The organism is Hyphomonas pacifica (assembly GCF_000682675.1).
Lineage (GTDB): Bacteria > Pseudomonadota > Alphaproteobacteria > Caulobacterales > Hyphomonadaceae > Hyphomonas > Hyphomonas pacifica.
Genome location: NZ_AWFA01000078.1, coordinates 51,719 through 66,630, shown reverse-complemented (window position 1 = coordinate 66,630; position 14,912 = coordinate 51,719). Strand labels below are relative to the sequence as shown.

Annotated in this window: 17 protein-coding genes; 12 read left to right on the top strand and 5 right to left on the bottom strand. The window is 57.9% G+C overall.

The genetic code is table 11. The features are described from left to right. Window positions 1–63 precede the first annotated feature (63 nt). Together HY2_RS15720 and HY2_RS15715 are read right to left on the bottom strand one after the other, a co-directional pair. The gene (locus tag HY2_RS15720) at window positions 64–231 is read right to left on the bottom strand and encodes a DUF465 domain-containing protein (RefSeq protein ID WP_034829297.1); all 168 of its coding nucleotides are present in this window, start codon (window positions 229–231) and stop codon (window positions 64–66) included. A 118-nt stretch (window positions 232–349) separates the two neighbouring features. Further along, window positions 350–1,033, bottom strand: a complete 684-nt coding sequence (locus HY2_RS15715; protein WP_051595115.1) for a GGDEF domain-containing protein — start codon at window positions 1,031–1,033, stop codon at window positions 350–352. A gap of 126 nt (window positions 1,034–1,159) precedes the next feature. On the opposite strand from HY2_RS15715, the gene purE reads away from it, so the two are divergent. The 7 genes from purE to HY2_RS15680 all read left to right on the top strand — a co-directional run bounded on the left by purE (window position 1,160) and on the right by HY2_RS15680 (window position 7,999). Then, window positions 1,160–1,651: a 5-(carboxyamino)imidazole ribonucleotide mutase gene (gene purE / locus HY2_RS15710; protein ID WP_034829296.1), complete on the top strand. Its 492-nt coding sequence runs from the start codon at window positions 1,160–1,162 to the stop codon at window positions 1,649–1,651. Next, window positions 1,648–2,727, top strand: a complete 1,080-nt coding sequence (locus tag HY2_RS15705; RefSeq protein ID WP_034829295.1) for a 5-(carboxyamino)imidazole ribonucleotide synthase — start codon at window positions 1,648–1,650, stop codon at window positions 2,725–2,727. The genes purE and HY2_RS15705 overlap by 4 nt, the downstream gene beginning before the upstream one ends. Window positions 2,728–2,732: 5 nt before the next feature. Then, window positions 2,733–3,488, top strand: a complete 756-nt coding sequence (locus tag HY2_RS15700) for a creatininase family protein (RefSeq protein WP_034829294.1) — start codon at window positions 2,733–2,735, stop codon at window positions 3,486–3,488. 85 nt (window positions 3,489–3,573) lie between these two features. Beyond that, window positions 3,574–4,305 carry an ABC transporter ATP-binding protein gene (locus HY2_RS15695; RefSeq protein WP_034829293.1) on the top strand — a complete coding sequence of 244 codons (732 nt, stop codon included), beginning with the start codon at window positions 3,574–3,576 and terminating at the stop codon, window positions 4,303–4,305. Then, on the top strand, window positions 4,302–5,057 hold the full coding sequence (locus tag HY2_RS15690; protein ID WP_034829292.1) for an ABC transporter permease subunit: 756 nt from the start codon (window positions 4,302–4,304) through the stop codon (window positions 5,055–5,057). Before HY2_RS15695 ends, HY2_RS15690 begins: the two co-directional genes overlap by 4 nt. 3 nt (window positions 5,058–5,060) lie before the next feature. Continuing rightward, window positions 5,061–6,953: a GldG family protein gene (locus HY2_RS15685; RefSeq protein ID WP_034829291.1), complete on the top strand. Its 1,893-nt coding sequence runs from the start codon at window positions 5,061–5,063 to the stop codon at window positions 6,951–6,953. Then, window positions 6,950–7,999 carry a DUF4340 domain-containing protein gene (locus tag HY2_RS15680; protein ID WP_034829290.1) on the top strand — a complete coding sequence of 350 codons (1,050 nt, stop codon included), beginning with the start codon at window positions 6,950–6,952 and terminating at the stop codon, window positions 7,997–7,999. The genes HY2_RS15685 and HY2_RS15680 overlap by 4 nt, the downstream gene beginning before the upstream one ends. On the opposite strand, the gene HY2_RS16940 is transcribed toward HY2_RS15680, so the two are convergent. Together HY2_RS16940 and acnA are read right to left on the bottom strand one after the other, a co-directional pair. After that, entirely contained in the window at window positions 8,000–8,659 is a 660-nt protein-coding gene (locus tag HY2_RS16940; RefSeq protein WP_051595114.1) for a DUF1223 domain-containing protein, read from the bottom strand. Window positions 8,660–8,768: 109 nt separating this feature from the next. After that, window positions 8,769–11,540 carry an aconitate hydratase AcnA gene (gene acnA / locus HY2_RS15670; RefSeq protein ID WP_034829289.1) on the bottom strand — a complete coding sequence of 924 codons (2,772 nt, stop codon included), beginning with the start codon at window positions 11,538–11,540 and terminating at the stop codon, window positions 8,769–8,771. 117 nt (window positions 11,541–11,657) lie between these two features. On the opposite strand from acnA, the gene ccmA reads away from it, so the two are divergent. Genes ccmA through HY2_RS15650 form a run of 5 tightly spaced genes read left to right on the top strand, consistent with a single transcriptional unit; the run spans window position 11,658 to window position 14,341 of the window. After that, window positions 11,658–12,236 (top strand): heme ABC exporter ATP-binding protein CcmA, encoded by a 579-nt coding sequence (gene ccmA, locus HY2_RS15665; RefSeq protein WP_034829288.1) that lies wholly within the window; start codon window positions 11,658–11,660, stop codon window positions 12,234–12,236. Then, window positions 12,233–12,898: a heme exporter protein CcmB gene (gene ccmB / locus HY2_RS15660; protein ID WP_051595113.1), complete on the top strand. Its 666-nt coding sequence runs from the start codon at window positions 12,233–12,235 to the stop codon at window positions 12,896–12,898. The genes ccmA and ccmB overlap by 4 nt, the downstream gene beginning before the upstream one ends. Window positions 12,899–12,919: 21 nt before the next feature. After that, window positions 12,920–13,651, top strand: a complete 732-nt coding sequence (gene ccmC, locus HY2_RS15655) for a heme ABC transporter permease CcmC (RefSeq protein WP_034829287.1) — start codon at window positions 12,920–12,922, stop codon at window positions 13,649–13,651. A gap of 4 nt (window positions 13,652–13,655) precedes the next feature. Continuing rightward, window positions 13,656–13,820, top strand: a complete 165-nt coding sequence (gene ccmD, locus HY2_RS17055) for a heme exporter protein CcmD (protein ID WP_064773928.1) — start codon at window positions 13,656–13,658, stop codon at window positions 13,818–13,820. After that, complete coding sequence (locus HY2_RS15650; RefSeq protein WP_034829286.1) at window positions 13,817–14,341, top strand: redoxin family protein; 525 nt, start codon at window positions 13,817–13,819, stop codon at window positions 14,339–14,341. The genes ccmD and HY2_RS15650 overlap by 4 nt, the downstream gene beginning before the upstream one ends. Before the next feature lie 16 nt (window positions 14,342–14,357). Here the strand turns inward: HY2_RS15650 and HY2_RS15645 are convergent, their stop codons facing one another. Beyond that, window positions 14,358–14,897, bottom strand: a complete 540-nt coding sequence (locus HY2_RS15645; RefSeq protein WP_034829285.1) for a MarR family winged helix-turn-helix transcriptional regulator — start codon at window positions 14,895–14,897, stop codon at window positions 14,358–14,360. Between the last annotated feature and the right edge of the window lie 15 nt (window positions 14,898–14,912).

Genomic DNA, 14,912 nt, shown 5'->3' with positions numbered 1-14,912 from the left:
AACATCCCTTCGCCCGTTGCAGATAAGACTAGGACAAAAAGATGAAGGCTCCGTTGCGGCTTACTAGCTAGCCTCAAGCCAGTGCAACTCTTCCTTGATCTTCAATTTCTTGCGTTTGAGGTATTTCAATCGGAGTGCATCTGCCGCAGGTCTTTTTTGTTCTTCGGAAATCTTTTCGTCCAGCTTGCGGTGCTTGTCTGCGAGCTCAGTGATTCTTCCTTGAAGCGACATGTACGGTCTCCTTCTTCGCTGTTAAGAGTTGTGACTTAACAGCAACAGTTAAGCACAAGAGCCTAACCTCGTCACGGGGGAGAAAAGCCGGAATCAGGCTTTCTCCCATGAAATATCCTTAAGTTGCCTGCCGCCCGGATTTTCTGCGCGCCTTCTGTGCAAACATGGCCTGATCCGCTGCAGATATAAGGCTTTCCGCCACTTGTCCGGTCTGCCATTCGACGATTCCGCAAGAGGCTCCGATGTGTATTCCTGGCGAGGACTCTCTCGTTCCGCACCGCACCATCAGCTGGTCCACTTCATAGCTGAGTTGCTCTGCCTTGTGGCGGCTGTCCTCCGCCGTGGCCTGAGCCAGGACGATGCCGAATTCATCGCCACCGAGGCGTCCGACAATATCGGTCTCCCGTGTCAGGCGCAGTAATATCTCTGAAACCCGTATCAATACTTCATCGCCAGCAGCATGGCCGAAGGCATCATTGACCTGCTTGAAATTGTCGAGGTCTATGTAAATCAGAGACAAGGGCGTACGAAACCGCGCAGCCAAGGCAATCTCACGCCGAATTTCCCGCTCGAAGGCCCGTCGGTTGAAGACAGGGCACAGGGCGTCATTATCTGCCAGAGATACGGCCTCGTCCAGAGCATCGCGCAACTGGCCCACATCATCCCTCAAGACCAGCACTTCATCGCATAAAGCCTCAAGCGCCGCGCGCGTTCGCAAGTCCAGGGAGAACAAATCCACGCCCAGCACATCCAGCAGGGCACGCCGTTCATGGGCTTGAGGAGAGTAGAGATCGTCCGCCATGGCGCAAGGTTAAGCATTTCTTGCGCCAAGTTGAAGCCATTCCTTCGAGCCGACCGATCATTCCGGCAGTTGACGCAGCATCCGGCTTACCTATGTTGCGCGCTTTCCAGCGGCGAGGCTTCCATCATGGACACGGATTCCCCCAAGGTCGGCATTATCATGGGCAGCCAGTCCGACTGGCCGGTCATGCAAGCTGCATCTCAAATTCTGACGGATCTGGGCGTTGCCCACGAAACACGCATCGTTTCGGCCCACCGCACGCCGGACCGCTTGGTTGAATATGCCAAATCGGCAAAAGGACGCGGCCTGAAGGTGATCATTGCCGGCGCTGGCGGTGCAGCCCACCTGCCCGGCATGACGGCAGCCATGACCCCGCTGCCCGTTCTGGGCGTTCCGGTTCAGTCCAAGGCCCTCTCTGGCATGGACAGCCTGCTCTCGATTGTTCAAATGCCGCGCGGCGTTCCTGTGGGCACACTGGCCATCGGCGAGGCTGGCGCCATGAATGCCGGCCTGATGGCGGCTTCCATTGTTGCGCTGGAAGATGGGGCTGTTGCCGACAAGCTGGATGCCTTCCGCCAGAAGCAAACTGACAGCGTTGGCGAGACACCGGTTACATGACGATGATTGCCCCCGGCAGCACGATCGGGATTTTGGGGGGCGGCCAGCTGGGACGTATGCTGGCTGCCGCCGCGAACCAGCTTGGCTTTGACGTTCACATCTATTGCCCTGAAACAGACGCTCCAGCTTCACGCGGTGCTCGCAGGACATGGACGGCCGAGTATACCGACAGGGATGCCTTGCGTGAATTTGCGGCATCTTGCGACGCGGTCACGCTCGAATTCGAGAATATCCCTGTCGAAGCCGTGGAGATCATCACCCAAACAGGCGTTCCACTTCATCCGGGTACCAAGTCTCTCGCCGTCTCTCAGGATCGGGCTGAAGAGAAGGCCTTTCTGAACAGCATAAACATTCCGACCGCGCCTTATGAACTGATCAATTCCGCCGACGACATCATCGCCGCCCTCAACACGCTCGGCACGGAAGGCATCCTGAAAACCCGCAGGGACGGGTATGATGGCAAGGGTCAGGCGCGCGTACAGGACGCCAAGGGCGCAGAGAAAGCGTGGACTTCCATCGGACAGGTTCCAGCCGTTCTAGAAGCGCGCATCCCGTTCGAGCGGGAAATCTCCGTGATCGTAGCACGCTCCAGTCGCGGCGAGACGAAGAGCTGGGCTCCTCCTCGTAACATCCATGAGAATGGTATCCTCTCACGCTCTATTTCTCCCTCCGGTCTGGATCTGAAGATCGAGGCTGACGCCCGCGAGCGCGCCGTGCGCCTGATAGATGCGCTGGATCATGTTGGCGTGCTGGCTCTGGAGTTCTTTGTCTTGAAAGATGGCACATTGCTGGCCAATGAGTTTGCCCCGCGGGTGCACAATTCAGGCCACTGGACCCCGGAAGCCTGCCAGACAGGACAATTCGAACAGCACATTCGGGCCATATGTGGCTGGCCGCTGGGCGATACCCGTCGCCTGTTTGATGCGGAAATGTATAATCTGATCGGCGAAGATGGCCTGATTGATCCGGCTGGCCTGCAAGCAAACGAAACGCTGACGCTGTATGGCAAACGGGATGCCCGTCCTGGCCGCAAGATGGGGCATATCACACGCCGCCTGGCGCCCAGAAAGGACTGATACTCATGCTGCTACCTGTTTCGACCTGGCCAGATATCGAATCTTGGCTGAAGATATCAAAGACCATCGTCGTGCCGATTGGCTCCATGGAACAGCACGGGCCGAACGGCTTTATTGGTACAGATGCCCTGTGTCCGGAAATCATCGCACGTCATGCCGAAAGTCTTGCGCCGGACGACATGCTGGTCGGCCCCACCTTTTCCGTCGGCTGTGCACAACATCATCTCGGCTTTCCGGGAACCATCACCCTGCGCCCATCCACAATGATCGCAGCCATGATGGACTGGACAGAAAGCCTGATGCGGCATGGTTTTGAGCGCATCTACTGGCTGAATGGCCATGGCGGAAACATTGCCACGATTGAGGCTGCCTTCTCCGAGATCCATGCCCGCCGCAGCTTCGATCCGCGCGGCGAGGACAATCGCCCCGGTCTCAAACTGAAACGCCGCGACTGGTGGGATTTTAAATCCGTGATGACTCTCTGCAACCAGCTCTATCCGGTCGGGCATGGCAGCCACGCGACTGCGTCCGAAGTGTCCGTGACCTATTATGGCTATCCAGACCATGCCCGCACGGATGTGGAGATGTCGCCCAAGATCGCCCCGAACGGCACGATTAGCGATGCGGTTCAGTATCGCGGTGACTTCCCAGACGGCCGCATCGGCTCTGACCCGACCCAGTCCAACATGGAAGATGGCGGCAAGATCGTTGAAGCCGCCGCAAAGGCCGTTCTTGAAGAGGTCCGCCGCTTCTCCGCCTGACATTATGATTGCATCAGAGCCACTGGCCAGACCGCATGAACAACGGTATCAGAAGGCTCCCCCGGAAAGGATCGTGACGCGAAGAATGCTGGACATTCAGAAGCTGGTAAAATCCTTTGGCACCAAGCGTGCCGTGCAAGGCCTGTCATTCACTGTCAAAAAGGGGACAGTGCTTGGCTTTCTCGGCCCCAACGGGGCGGGCAAGTCAACAACCATGCGAATGATTTCTGGCGTTCTGGAACCGGATTCCGGTGACGCCCTCATCGCCGGAAAATCTATTGTCTCACAGCGCCGCGAAGCACAGGCCGCGCTCGGCTATCTGCCTGAAGGTGCGCCTCTTTACGACGACATGACGCCGCCGGAATTCTTGGCCTTCATGGCGGCTGCCCGCAGCCTGCCCAGGTCAGAGCGCAAGTCTGCAATTGAGCGGGCGATTGCAGACTCCCGAATTTCCACCGTCTGCGGACAAAGGATTGGATCTCTTTCCAAGGGCTACCGTCGGCGCGTTGGCCTGGCAGGCGCCATTTTGCATGATCCGCCTGTTCTGCTGCTGGACGAGCCCACCGATGGATTGGACCCGAACCAGAAACGCGCTGTGCGGGCGCTCATCGCGCGCATGGCGCCCACCAAGGCGATTGTCATCTCCACCCATACGCTAACCGAAGTGCCCGCCATGTGCACGCGGGCCATCGTCATTGACCGCGGTCGGATCGTTGCGGATGAGACGCCGGAAGGCCTGCGCCAGTTGTCATCGGACGGTACGCTGGAAGGTGCCTTTACCAAGCTGACCGATCAGGCGGAGGCCGAATCTGCATGAATTATCTGCGTCAGCAACTCGGCAGTTTTGTGCCAGTCTTCCGCCGGGAGATCGGGGCGTATTATTCAACGCCCATGGCCTATGTTTTTCTGGCCGTATTCCTCCTCGCTCTCGGCATGTTCACCTGGGAGGCGTCAGGCTTCTTCGATACTGGCACAGCAGACCTGTCACCCTTCTTCGTCTGGCATCCCTGGCTATACATGATCTTCCTGCCTGCGCTGGCCATGCGCCTTTGGGCCGATGAGACGAGTGCCGGAACCGATGAACTGTTGCTCTCTCTACCCCTTGGCATGCCGGGCCTTGTTCTGGGCAAGCTGCTGGCGGCCTGGTCTGTCGCCGGAGTCTGCCTGCTGCTGACCTTCCCGATGTGGCTCACCGTGAACTTTCTGGGTAAGCCTGACAATGCCGCAATCATCCTGACCTATTTTGTCAGCTTCCTGATGGCCGGATCTTATCTATCCGTTGGCGCGGCTGTATCAGCCCTGACACGCAGCCAGGTCACGGCGTTTGTCATCAGTGTGGTCATTGCTTTCATCTTCACTGCCGCGGGCTGGCCGCTCGTCCTGTCGGGCGTCAAGAGCATTTTCGGGGCAGGCTTTGCTGACCTTGTCGCGCAGTTTTCGTTCCTGTCGCATTTTGAAGCAGCACAACGGGGCGTCCTGGAATTCCGTGCCGTTCTGTTTTTTCTGGGCTTCATGGCCCTGTGGACCATTCTGAATGGCCTGTGGGCCTCACGGCACAGGCTGGGCTAGAACATGCGGGCAAAGCATTATCTTATTGCCGCCACGGCGCTGACGCTGATCATCTTCGTCACGGCCAACCTTCTTGTGCAGAAGGTGTTCACTGGCGTGCGGCTCGATTTTACGGAGAACAATCTCTACACGCTGTCGGATGCCACAAAATCAACGCTCGACAATGTGGCCGAGCCAGTTGAGCTGACCTTCGTGTACACACGCAACACAGGACAGGATTACCCCTCCATTCGCGCCTATGCCGCCCGCGTGCGCGAGCTACTGCACGTTTATGAAAGCCAGTCCGGCGGCAAGCTACATGTTAAGGAAATTGATCCACTGCCCTTCTCTCCAGCAGAGGATGAAGCCCTTGCTGCAGGGGTCACGGCCGTCGACACGAATGGCAATGATCCGCTCTATTTCGGCATTATCGGGCGCAACTCAATTGATGACCAGCGCGTCATCCCCTTCCTGGCACCAGACCGCGAAGTCACCCTGGAATATGACCTGACACGCATGGTGGACCGGTTGGATGATCCGGACCCGCCACGTGTTGGCATCCTGTCCTCCTTGCCTGGTATGACTTCGCCGGGCGGTGAAGGAGGCTACGCCCTTCTACGCGATATTGGCAAATCCTTTGAAATCGTACCCATTGCGGAAACCTTCCAGTCCCTGCCGGAAGATTTGGACGTGCTGCTCGTCGTGCAACCTCCCGAACTAACCGAACGCCAGAGCTGGCTTATTGACCAGTTCATCCTGCGTCGCGGACGCGCTGTATTCCTGATGGACCCGGCGGCGAAGACTGTCTCAGGCGGCGGCATGTTCTCCATGGGAGAGCCCCTGACACATGCCTCCCTTGGCACACTGCCTAGCCTGTGGGGCGTTTCGCTGTCGAATCAGGCGGTTGCAGACGCGGCCAATGCGCTGCCTGTTCCAGTGGATGCCGGCAATGGCCGCGTCGAGGAGCTGGCCCATCCGCTCTTCATCGGCATCCCAGCCGGAGACATGAATCAGGATGATCTGATCACGGCAGACCTCAGTCGCAGCATCAATTTCGGTGCACCAGGCGCATTTGATGCATCCGACTTGGACGAAGGGACAGAATTTACACCGCTGATCACGACGGGCCCAAGCCCATCCTTCATTGATGCCGACAAGGCCATGACCGAGCTGACGCCGCAGGCTGTCCTGCGCGAATATCAGACAGAGCCCACAGCCCTCGTGCTGGCCGGACGTCTCTCCGGGAAGCTGACAACGGCCTTCCCAGAGGGCGCACCCCCTGTTGAAATTCCATCCGACCCAGTACTCGCAGAACTGGCCATGGCCGAGGCGCAAAGCGTGCCGCCGCACATCTCTGAAAGCGAGACGGAGGCCCAATTGGTACTGATCGCGGATGTCGATTTCATCTCGGATGATTTCTACATTGTGCCCGGCAATGAGATTGTCGTGGCAGACAATGGCGCGCTGGTGCTGAACGCGCTGGATGCACTGGCGGGTGGCGGTGAGCTGTCCCGCTTGCGCTCCCGTGCCCCCAGCCTGCGCCCTATGACGCGGATTGACCGCATGCGCGACAAGGCTGAAGCCATCTATTTCCGCCAGCAGGCCGAACTGGAAACCAACCTCAAAACCGCTCAGACCCGCCTGGAAGAGCTGCAGGCCATTGGCTCCACAGACGGCTTTTTCTCAGGTGATCTGGAAGCAGACTTGACCGATCAGGAACGCACAGAGCTTTTGGAGCTGCGCGAAAGCATAGTCGATCTCCGCCAGCGCTTGCGTGAGGTCGAGCGCGATTATCGCCGCGATATTGACCGACTTGAAGGCATGCTGAAAGCCATCAATATCTGGAGCGGCCCGCTGATCGTTGGGCTAATTGGACTGTTCGTCTGGTATCGCCAGAAACGGAAGGGCCGGGCATGAGCCAGATTCGCACACGTCAGCGCATGCGCCGACTACAGGTCATGGCTGGCACGGCTGGAGCGCTGACACTGCTCACCGTGATCGCCTATTCCATGGGGGGGGCGCATAAGGCTTCAACTAGCCGAGTGGGCAATCCGGTGATTCCGGATTTTGCCTCCATCCGCGCCGAGGCAAACAAGATACGGGTCACGCTATCAGATGAATCCTATCTGCTGGTCAACACACTGGATGGCTGGAAGATGGGAACGGAAGACGGCTACCCGATCCGGCCGGACCGTCTGGCCACACTCGCAACAGGCCTGGGTGAGCTGACCTGGGGCGAAGGACGTACACGCGATCCGGACAAGCTGAACCGAATTGGCCTTGGTGATCCGCGGAGTGGAGGAACGGGTGCCCTAGTCGAGATCATTGATGAGACTGGCAAGACAGAAGCAGCCCTGATCACCGGACGAAAGGGCGAACATGTCTATGGCCGCCTCCCGGGTGAGGAACAGGCCTTTCAGGTAAAAGGTGACCTGCCGCCTCTCTATAATCATGATGCCTGGTTGGATTTTGACATTGTCGAAATCAATTCAGATGCCATCTCGGCGGTGCGGATTTATGACTCCATGGGCGAGAGCCTGTATTTGCAGCGCTCTGTCGGCACCAGTGACCGCAGTTTTGTTCCGGGCCCGCCCTATCAGGATTTCAAACTGGTCAGCCGGATTGCCGCTTCAACACCCGCTTTGGCGCTGACACGCTTTGCACCGATTGGCGTCAAGCCCGCCAGCAAGCTGAAAACACGTCCTGTCGCACGCCACATCACCGAAACGCATGATGGACTGGAAGTTGATGTTTCAGCCTATCGAGAGCCCGACGGGTATTTTGTGACCCTGCGCGCCATTGAAGCAGGTGAAGGCGCCCAACGCGGCAGCACCATCAACGAAAAAGCAGACGGCTGGGCTTTTCAGTTGTCGGAATATGACTGGAAGGAATTCACGCCGCGCGTGTCTTCGATTGTCCGTCCACCCCTCATGGCACTGGACACTGAGACGGTACAGCCTTGATCAGGGCTGGACGACCAAAGTTTCAAGGATAGGGCCGAAGCCCGCTTCCTGCACAATGATGGCGCAACCGGATTCGCAATGCGGCTTGTTCAGCTGAACGTCATTGCCCAGCCACGGTCCAAGTGCAGAAACGCGGGTGACAGGATGCACCATATTCGTCGTGTTCGCGGCACCTGAAAGATAATCTATCAGCCAGATATCGGTCAGGCTGGTCGCCGTACCTGACAGCAATATCTTGTCGCCCTTTACGGTCAGCTTCACATCCGTATCAGGACGCTCTGAAGCCTTTTCCAGTGCCCTGTCGACATATGAGCGCCTGCTGCCAGCACATTGCTCTACCCCGTCATAGACCGTCTGGGGGGTGTAAGGTCCCCGCAGATGGAAGCGGTCAACATAACCGCGCTGACGTTCCTTGGATTCCACCATCGCCATTGGGTCCTTGTCGCCAAGGTAATCCCAGTAATCGACAGACCAGGTGAGGATTAGGACATCGTCACGCTCATCATCAAGCGCCTTCAGAACCTTGTGCGCCTTGGGGCAGACGCGACAATTCTGTGAAGCGAACAGCTCCACAAGAACAGGCTCCTCTGCTCCAGCGACAGGCAGCAGGCCCGCGAAGGCGAGGATCAGAGAGAGCAGCATGCGTTTCATCAAGATCATTTATAAAGCCAGACCTCCTCCTGAAACAGTCACAGGGATGTGAGCGCTGTAAAAAAGCCCCCACAGCACATGCTGCAGGGGCCTTTCAATATCATGAAAGCCTTAAGGATCAGGCTTCTGCACGCGCAAGATTGCGCAGAACGAAGTGCAGGATGCCGCCATTGCGATAATAATCCAGCTCGTTCTCGGTATCGATGCGCACGCGACATTCGACATTTATGGAAGACCCGTCAGCCTTTGTGATGCTGACATTCAACATCTGACGCGGGTTGATGTCGGAGATACCTTCGATCGTGACAGTCTCATCGCCCTTCAGGCCCAATTTCTCCCAGCTTTCGCCTTCCTTGAACTGCAGGGGCAGCACGCCCATGCCGATCAGGTTGGAACGGTGAATACGCTCGAAGCTGCCAGCGATCACGGCGCGCACGCCGAGCAGGATCGTGCCTTTCGCAGCCCAGTCACGGGAAGAACCCGTACCATACTGCTCACCGGCAAAGACAACGAGATCCTTGCCTTCTTCCTGATACTTCATCGCGGCATCATAGATGTCCATCTGCTCGCCAGACGGATAGTGAATTGTCACACCGCCTTCGACACCCGGAACCATCTGGTTCTTGATGCGGATGTTCGCGAACGTACCGCGCATCATGACTTGATGGTTGCCGCGGCGCGAGCCGTAAGAGTTAAAGTCCATAGGAGCGACCTGATGCTCCTGCAGGTAACGACCTGCTGGGCTGGATGCCTTGATCGAACCGGCCGGGGAGATGTGGTCAGTCGTGATGGAGTCACCGAACAGGCCCATGATGTGAGCGCTATTGATGTCCTCGGTCGGCTCCGGCTCAAGACCCATGCCTTCAAAGTATGGCGGGTTCTGAACATAGGTGGAGCCCGCAGGCCAACCATAGGTGTCACCACCGCTGACTTCAATGGCCTGCCAACGCTCGTCACCCTTGAACACTTCGCCATAGCGAGTGGAGAACATTTCCGGCGTCACGGAAGAGCGCATGACTTCGGCTATCTCCTGGTTCGATGGCCAAATGTCTTTCAGGTAAACCGGCTTACCGTCTTTGCTGGTGCCCAGCGGGTCGGTAGTCAGGTTGATATGCAGGGAGCCTGCAATCGCATAGGCAACGACCAGTGGCGGAGAGGCCAGATAGTTCGCGCGGATGTCCTGACCGATGCGGCCTTCAAAGTTCCGGTTACCGGACAGAACCGAGCAGGCGACCAGATCATTCTCGTTGATCGACTTGGAAATCGCCGGCGGCAGCGGGCCGGAGTTACCGATACAGGTGGTACAGCCATAGCCGACAAGGTTGAAGCCGAGAGCATCCAGATCATCCTGAAGGCCAGCCTTCAGAAGATAATCCGTCACAACCTGAGAGCCTGGCGCGAGAGACGTTTTGACCCAAGGTTTGCGCGTCAGACCCAATTCATTAGCTTTCTTGGCCAGAAGGCCCGCGGCGATCAGCACGGAGGGGTTGGACGTATTCGTACAGGAGGTGATGGCTGCGATCACGACAGAGCCGTCATGCAGGTGAAAGTCTTCCCCTTCAACAGCATAAGGCGACACGCCATAATCTTCCGGAGCGGTGTAGATATTGTTGGCACCCTCATCGACGAAGCGGCTTTCGCCTTCCGTCTTCGGCGTGGCTTCTGGATTCTTGCGGCCGCCGCGAATTTCATTCAGCGCGTCACGGAATGCGGTATCGGCTTCAGACAGCAGAACGCGGTCTTGCGGACGCTTGGGACCTGCCAGCGACGGCTTGACGTCGCCAAGGTCCAGCTGAAGCGTGTCTGTGAAGACCGGCTCGGCCATGTCCGGGCGCCAGTAACCCTGAGCCTTGGCATAGGCCTCGACCAGCTGGACGCGCTCAGGATCACGGCCCGTGTCGGACAGGTAGGAGATGGTTTCTTCATCAACCGGGAAGAAGCCACAAGTTGCACCATATTCCGGCGCCATATTGGAGATTGTGGCTACATCTTCCAGCGTTAGATTTGCGAGGCCCTCGCCATAGAATTCGACGAACTTGCCAACAACACCCTTCTTGCGCAGCATTTCCACAACGGTCAGCACGAGGTCTGTTGCGGTCGCACCTTCAGCCATCTTGCCGGTAAGCTTGAAACCGATGACTTCCGGAATCAGCATGGAGACCGGCTGGCCCAGCATGGCCGCTTCAGCCTCAATGCCACCAACGCCCCAGCCGAGAACGGCCAGGCCATTGATCATCGTGGTGTGAGAGTCGGTACCGACGCAGGTATCCGGATAGGCGACAGTTTCGCCGTCTTCATCACGGGTCCAGACTGTCTGGCCAAGATATTCCAGGTTCACCTGGTGGCAGATACCCGTGCCTGGCGGCACAACCCGGAAGTTTTCAAAGGCCTTGGAACCCCAACGGAGGAATTCATAGCGCTCGCCATTGCGCTCATATTCCTTTGCAACGTTCTGCTCGAACGCGCCCGGACCGGCAAAATAGTCAACCATCACGGAATGGTCGATGACGAGATCAACCGGAACCTGCGGGTTGATGGCCTGCGCAGAAGCGCCCAGCTTTTTGGAAGCATCGCGCATCGCAGCTAGGTCAACCACGGCTGGAACGCCGGTAAAGTCCTGCATCAGAACGCGAGCCGGGCGATAGGCGATCTCGTGATCGTCCTTGCCTTTGCTTTCCAGCCAGTTCTTGAAGGCCATGATGTCATCTTTGGTAACCGTTCGGCCATCTTCAAAGCGCAGCATGTTTTCGAGAAGAACCTTCAAGGACGCCGGAAGACGGGACACATCACCCAGACCATTTTCTGCTGCCGCAGCAAGCGAGTAATAGGTATAGGTCTTGCTTCCTACCTGAAGCGTACGTTTTGATTTAAAGCTGTCGAGGGACGGCATGGGGAGGGAACCTCGCGTCTGGAATTGTCATCTGCGGCGAAGGGCCGCCGCGCTGGCCTGTCTCATATAGCCCCTAATGGATTGAGGCAATTGGGACAAAGGGTCTAAACGAAACATATGAGTATCGGAGCACTCCTTTCTGCGACAGATCTCGGCATGATTCGGGGCGAACGCATTCTTTTCCGGAATGTGTCGCTCGCCGCACATGCCGGGGACGCCATTGTGCTACGCGGCGCAAATGGGGCCGGCAAGACAACCCTTCTTCGCATTCTGGCAGGCCTGACCCGCCCGGAAACAGGCAAAGTGGACCGCTCCGCTCCACATCACTGGATTGCCCACCGCGAAGGCCTGAAGCCTCATGAAACCCCTTTCACGCATCTTGGCCTTTGGGCCAGGGCTTGGGGCACGTCAGCGGGTCAGATTGATGCAGTTCTGGACAAAATGGCCCTGATCCGTCCGTCCGGCGTCTCCGCCCGCCACTTGTCCGCCGGGCAAAGGCGTAGGACAGCCCTTGGTCGCCTTCTGTTACAGGAGAGACCCATCTGGCTGCTGGATGAACCCCTCACAGCGCTGGACGCAGATGGACGGGAATTATTGCTGGGTATGATTTCCGAACACAGAATGCGTGGCGGTGCGATTATCGCGGCGATACATGGTGATGCGGGTTTTGACTCCACGTGTGAGGTGATGATTTGAGCGCCGCGCCAATCATTTCTGCCTTCCGACAGGCACTTACCGAAGCCTGGGCTGGCGGCGCAGGCGCACTGATGCCGCTCGGCTTTTTTGCCGGCGCAGCCGTGTTGGTGCCACTCGGCATCGGAACCGATCCGAATACGCTGCGCGCTGTTGGGCCCGGCATTCTCTGGGTCGCCCTGGCACTGGCAAGCCTGGTCACACTGGAGCGCATTTTCCAGGCAGATGTCGAGGATGGCGCACTGGACCTGTGGCTGCAGACGGGGGCTCCGGCTTCCATGATCGCTGCTGCCAAGGCCTTCGCCCACTGGCTGACCGCTGGTCTTCCCCTTGCGATTCTCTCGCCTGTTTTTGCGGTGATGTTCCAGGCCAAGGCAGACACCAGTCTTCTGACTCATATGGGGCTGTACGCTCTTGGAGGTCTCGCCTTCTTTTTCTGGGGAGGCGTAGGTGCTGCCCTGTCAGCCACTGTACGCCGCGGCGGATTGCTGATCAGCCTGATCGCGCTGCCACTGTATGTCCCAACCGCGATTTTCGGGGCGCTGGCGATGAGCGGCGGCCCCGGCAGTACGGGCGCGCCGCTTTTCCTGGCGGCCTCAACCTTGTTCGCACTGGCGGTTGCCCCATTTGCCATGGGTGCAGCCTTGCGCTTGGCGGCAGACTGAAGCGAGGGTATTCCGAACGCGATGTTTTCCTGGTTTGCAAACCCCCACCGGTTCCTCACCCTGTCCAGCTGGCTGGCTCCTATCTGCTATGCGCTAGGTGCCTTGCTGATTGCATGGGGGCTCTGGCAAGGGCTCTGGATTGTTCCGAAAGATGAATATCAGGGCGGTGACATCATGCGGGTGATGTTCCTGCATGTGCCGGCCGCCTGGCTGGCCATGGCCAGCTATATGGGCATGGCTGTGATGAGCTTCATCTGGTTCATATGGCGACATGAAGTGGCCGACATTGCCGCAAAGGCCATTGCGCCGCTTGGCGCGACCTGGACAGCGCTTTGTCTTGTTACCGGGTCGATCTGGGGAAAGCCGACCTGGGGCACATGGTGGCAATGGGATGATGCACGCATGATGTCCGTGCTCTTCATGTTCTTTCTGTTCCTGGGATATATGGCCCTGCGCGGGGCTATGGACACACGCCAGAAAGCGGCCCGCGCCGGGGCTATCCTCGCCATGGTCGGCGCAATCAATGTTCCGCTCATCAAATTCTCCGTAGACCTCTTCACCTCCCTGCATCAGGACGCGAGCGTGATTACTGTCGATGGGCCGAAAATGGCAGCCGTCTATCTCTGGCCCCTGCTAGCAAGCGGTCTGGGACACTCCCTATTGTTTGCAGGTCTGGTCATGACATTGATGCAGGCAGAGATCTGGCAGAGGCGCGCGGCACAGATTCGTGCTCGGCTGATCGCAGGAGACTGACATAATGATACCTGAATTCGACAAAAATGCTGCTTTCATCTGGGCAAGCTACGCGCTTGGAGCAGTCATGATTGGCGGCGCCATCCTAACCGTGATGATAAAAGCCCGCCTCGCCCAGGCTGAACTTGCCCGCACGCAGGCACGCACTGAGGAGGCCAGACGGAAATGAGGCGCTGGCTGGCAGCTATCCCGGTGGCGGTACTTTTGATATTCAGCGCGCTGGCTGCAAACCAGCTGATGAATCCCGAGAAAGGTGATTTTGAACGTGTGCTGCGCGATGCGCCGGACACCAGCTTTGAGACCATGGGCGGCCAGAAAATCCAGTTTTCGCCACCCCCGACAGGCGGTGCAATCGCGGTAAATCTGTTCGCCAGTTGGTGCGCTCCATGCGAAGCAGAGCACAAATACATCATGGCGCTGTCAGAGGCGCATCCCGACCAGGTTTTCGGTGTGCTCTACAAGGACAAGATATCCGCCGGGCAGGAATTTCTGGACCGGCTGGGCAATCCCTATACGCGGATCGCGCTGGACCCGGATGGTCAGGGCGGACTTGAATTCGGCCTGACAGGGGTGCCGGAGACATTTGTCATCTCTCCAGCAGGTGACATCATCCTGCATATTGATGGTCCGCTGAACGAAGCCTCGGCCAAAAAAATAGGCGAGGCGCTGGAAAGCGCCCCGCCCAATTAAATCCGTCAGATTCGGATTATTTTTTTGCCTTGGTGGCTTTCTTCGCAGGAGCCTTTTTAGCCGGAGCCTTCTTCGCAGCCGGAGCAGGCGCAGCAGCAGGGGCCGGGGCCGGAGCAGCGGCGGCTTCAGCTTTCTCGGCTTCGGAAACCATGTCTTTCAGACCGGAGACCAGAGCGGACTGCTTCGTTTTCGGCAGGGCTTCGAAGATGGCAGCATCAGCCTTTTCGACAGCCGGCAGAGCTTTCTCATAAGCCTTTTTGCCTTTCGCCATCAGCGAGACAACTTTTGCGCGCTTGTCGGTTTTGGAAGCAACGCGCTTGATCAGGCCGGCTTTCTCCATACGGGCGACCATGTCAGCCAGCGTGGAACGGTCAATGCCGGTTGCATTCACGAGATCAGACTGGCTGACACCGTCATTGCCGGACAGGGCAGCAAGCACGGAGAACTGGCGAAGCGTAATACCAGCGGATGCCAGAGCAGAGGCAGACTCGTTTGCAGCGATCTGCTGCGCACGGTGAAGCAGGTGGCTCGGGGAAGTATTGAGGTTATAAGTCATGATAAAAGTACCTTT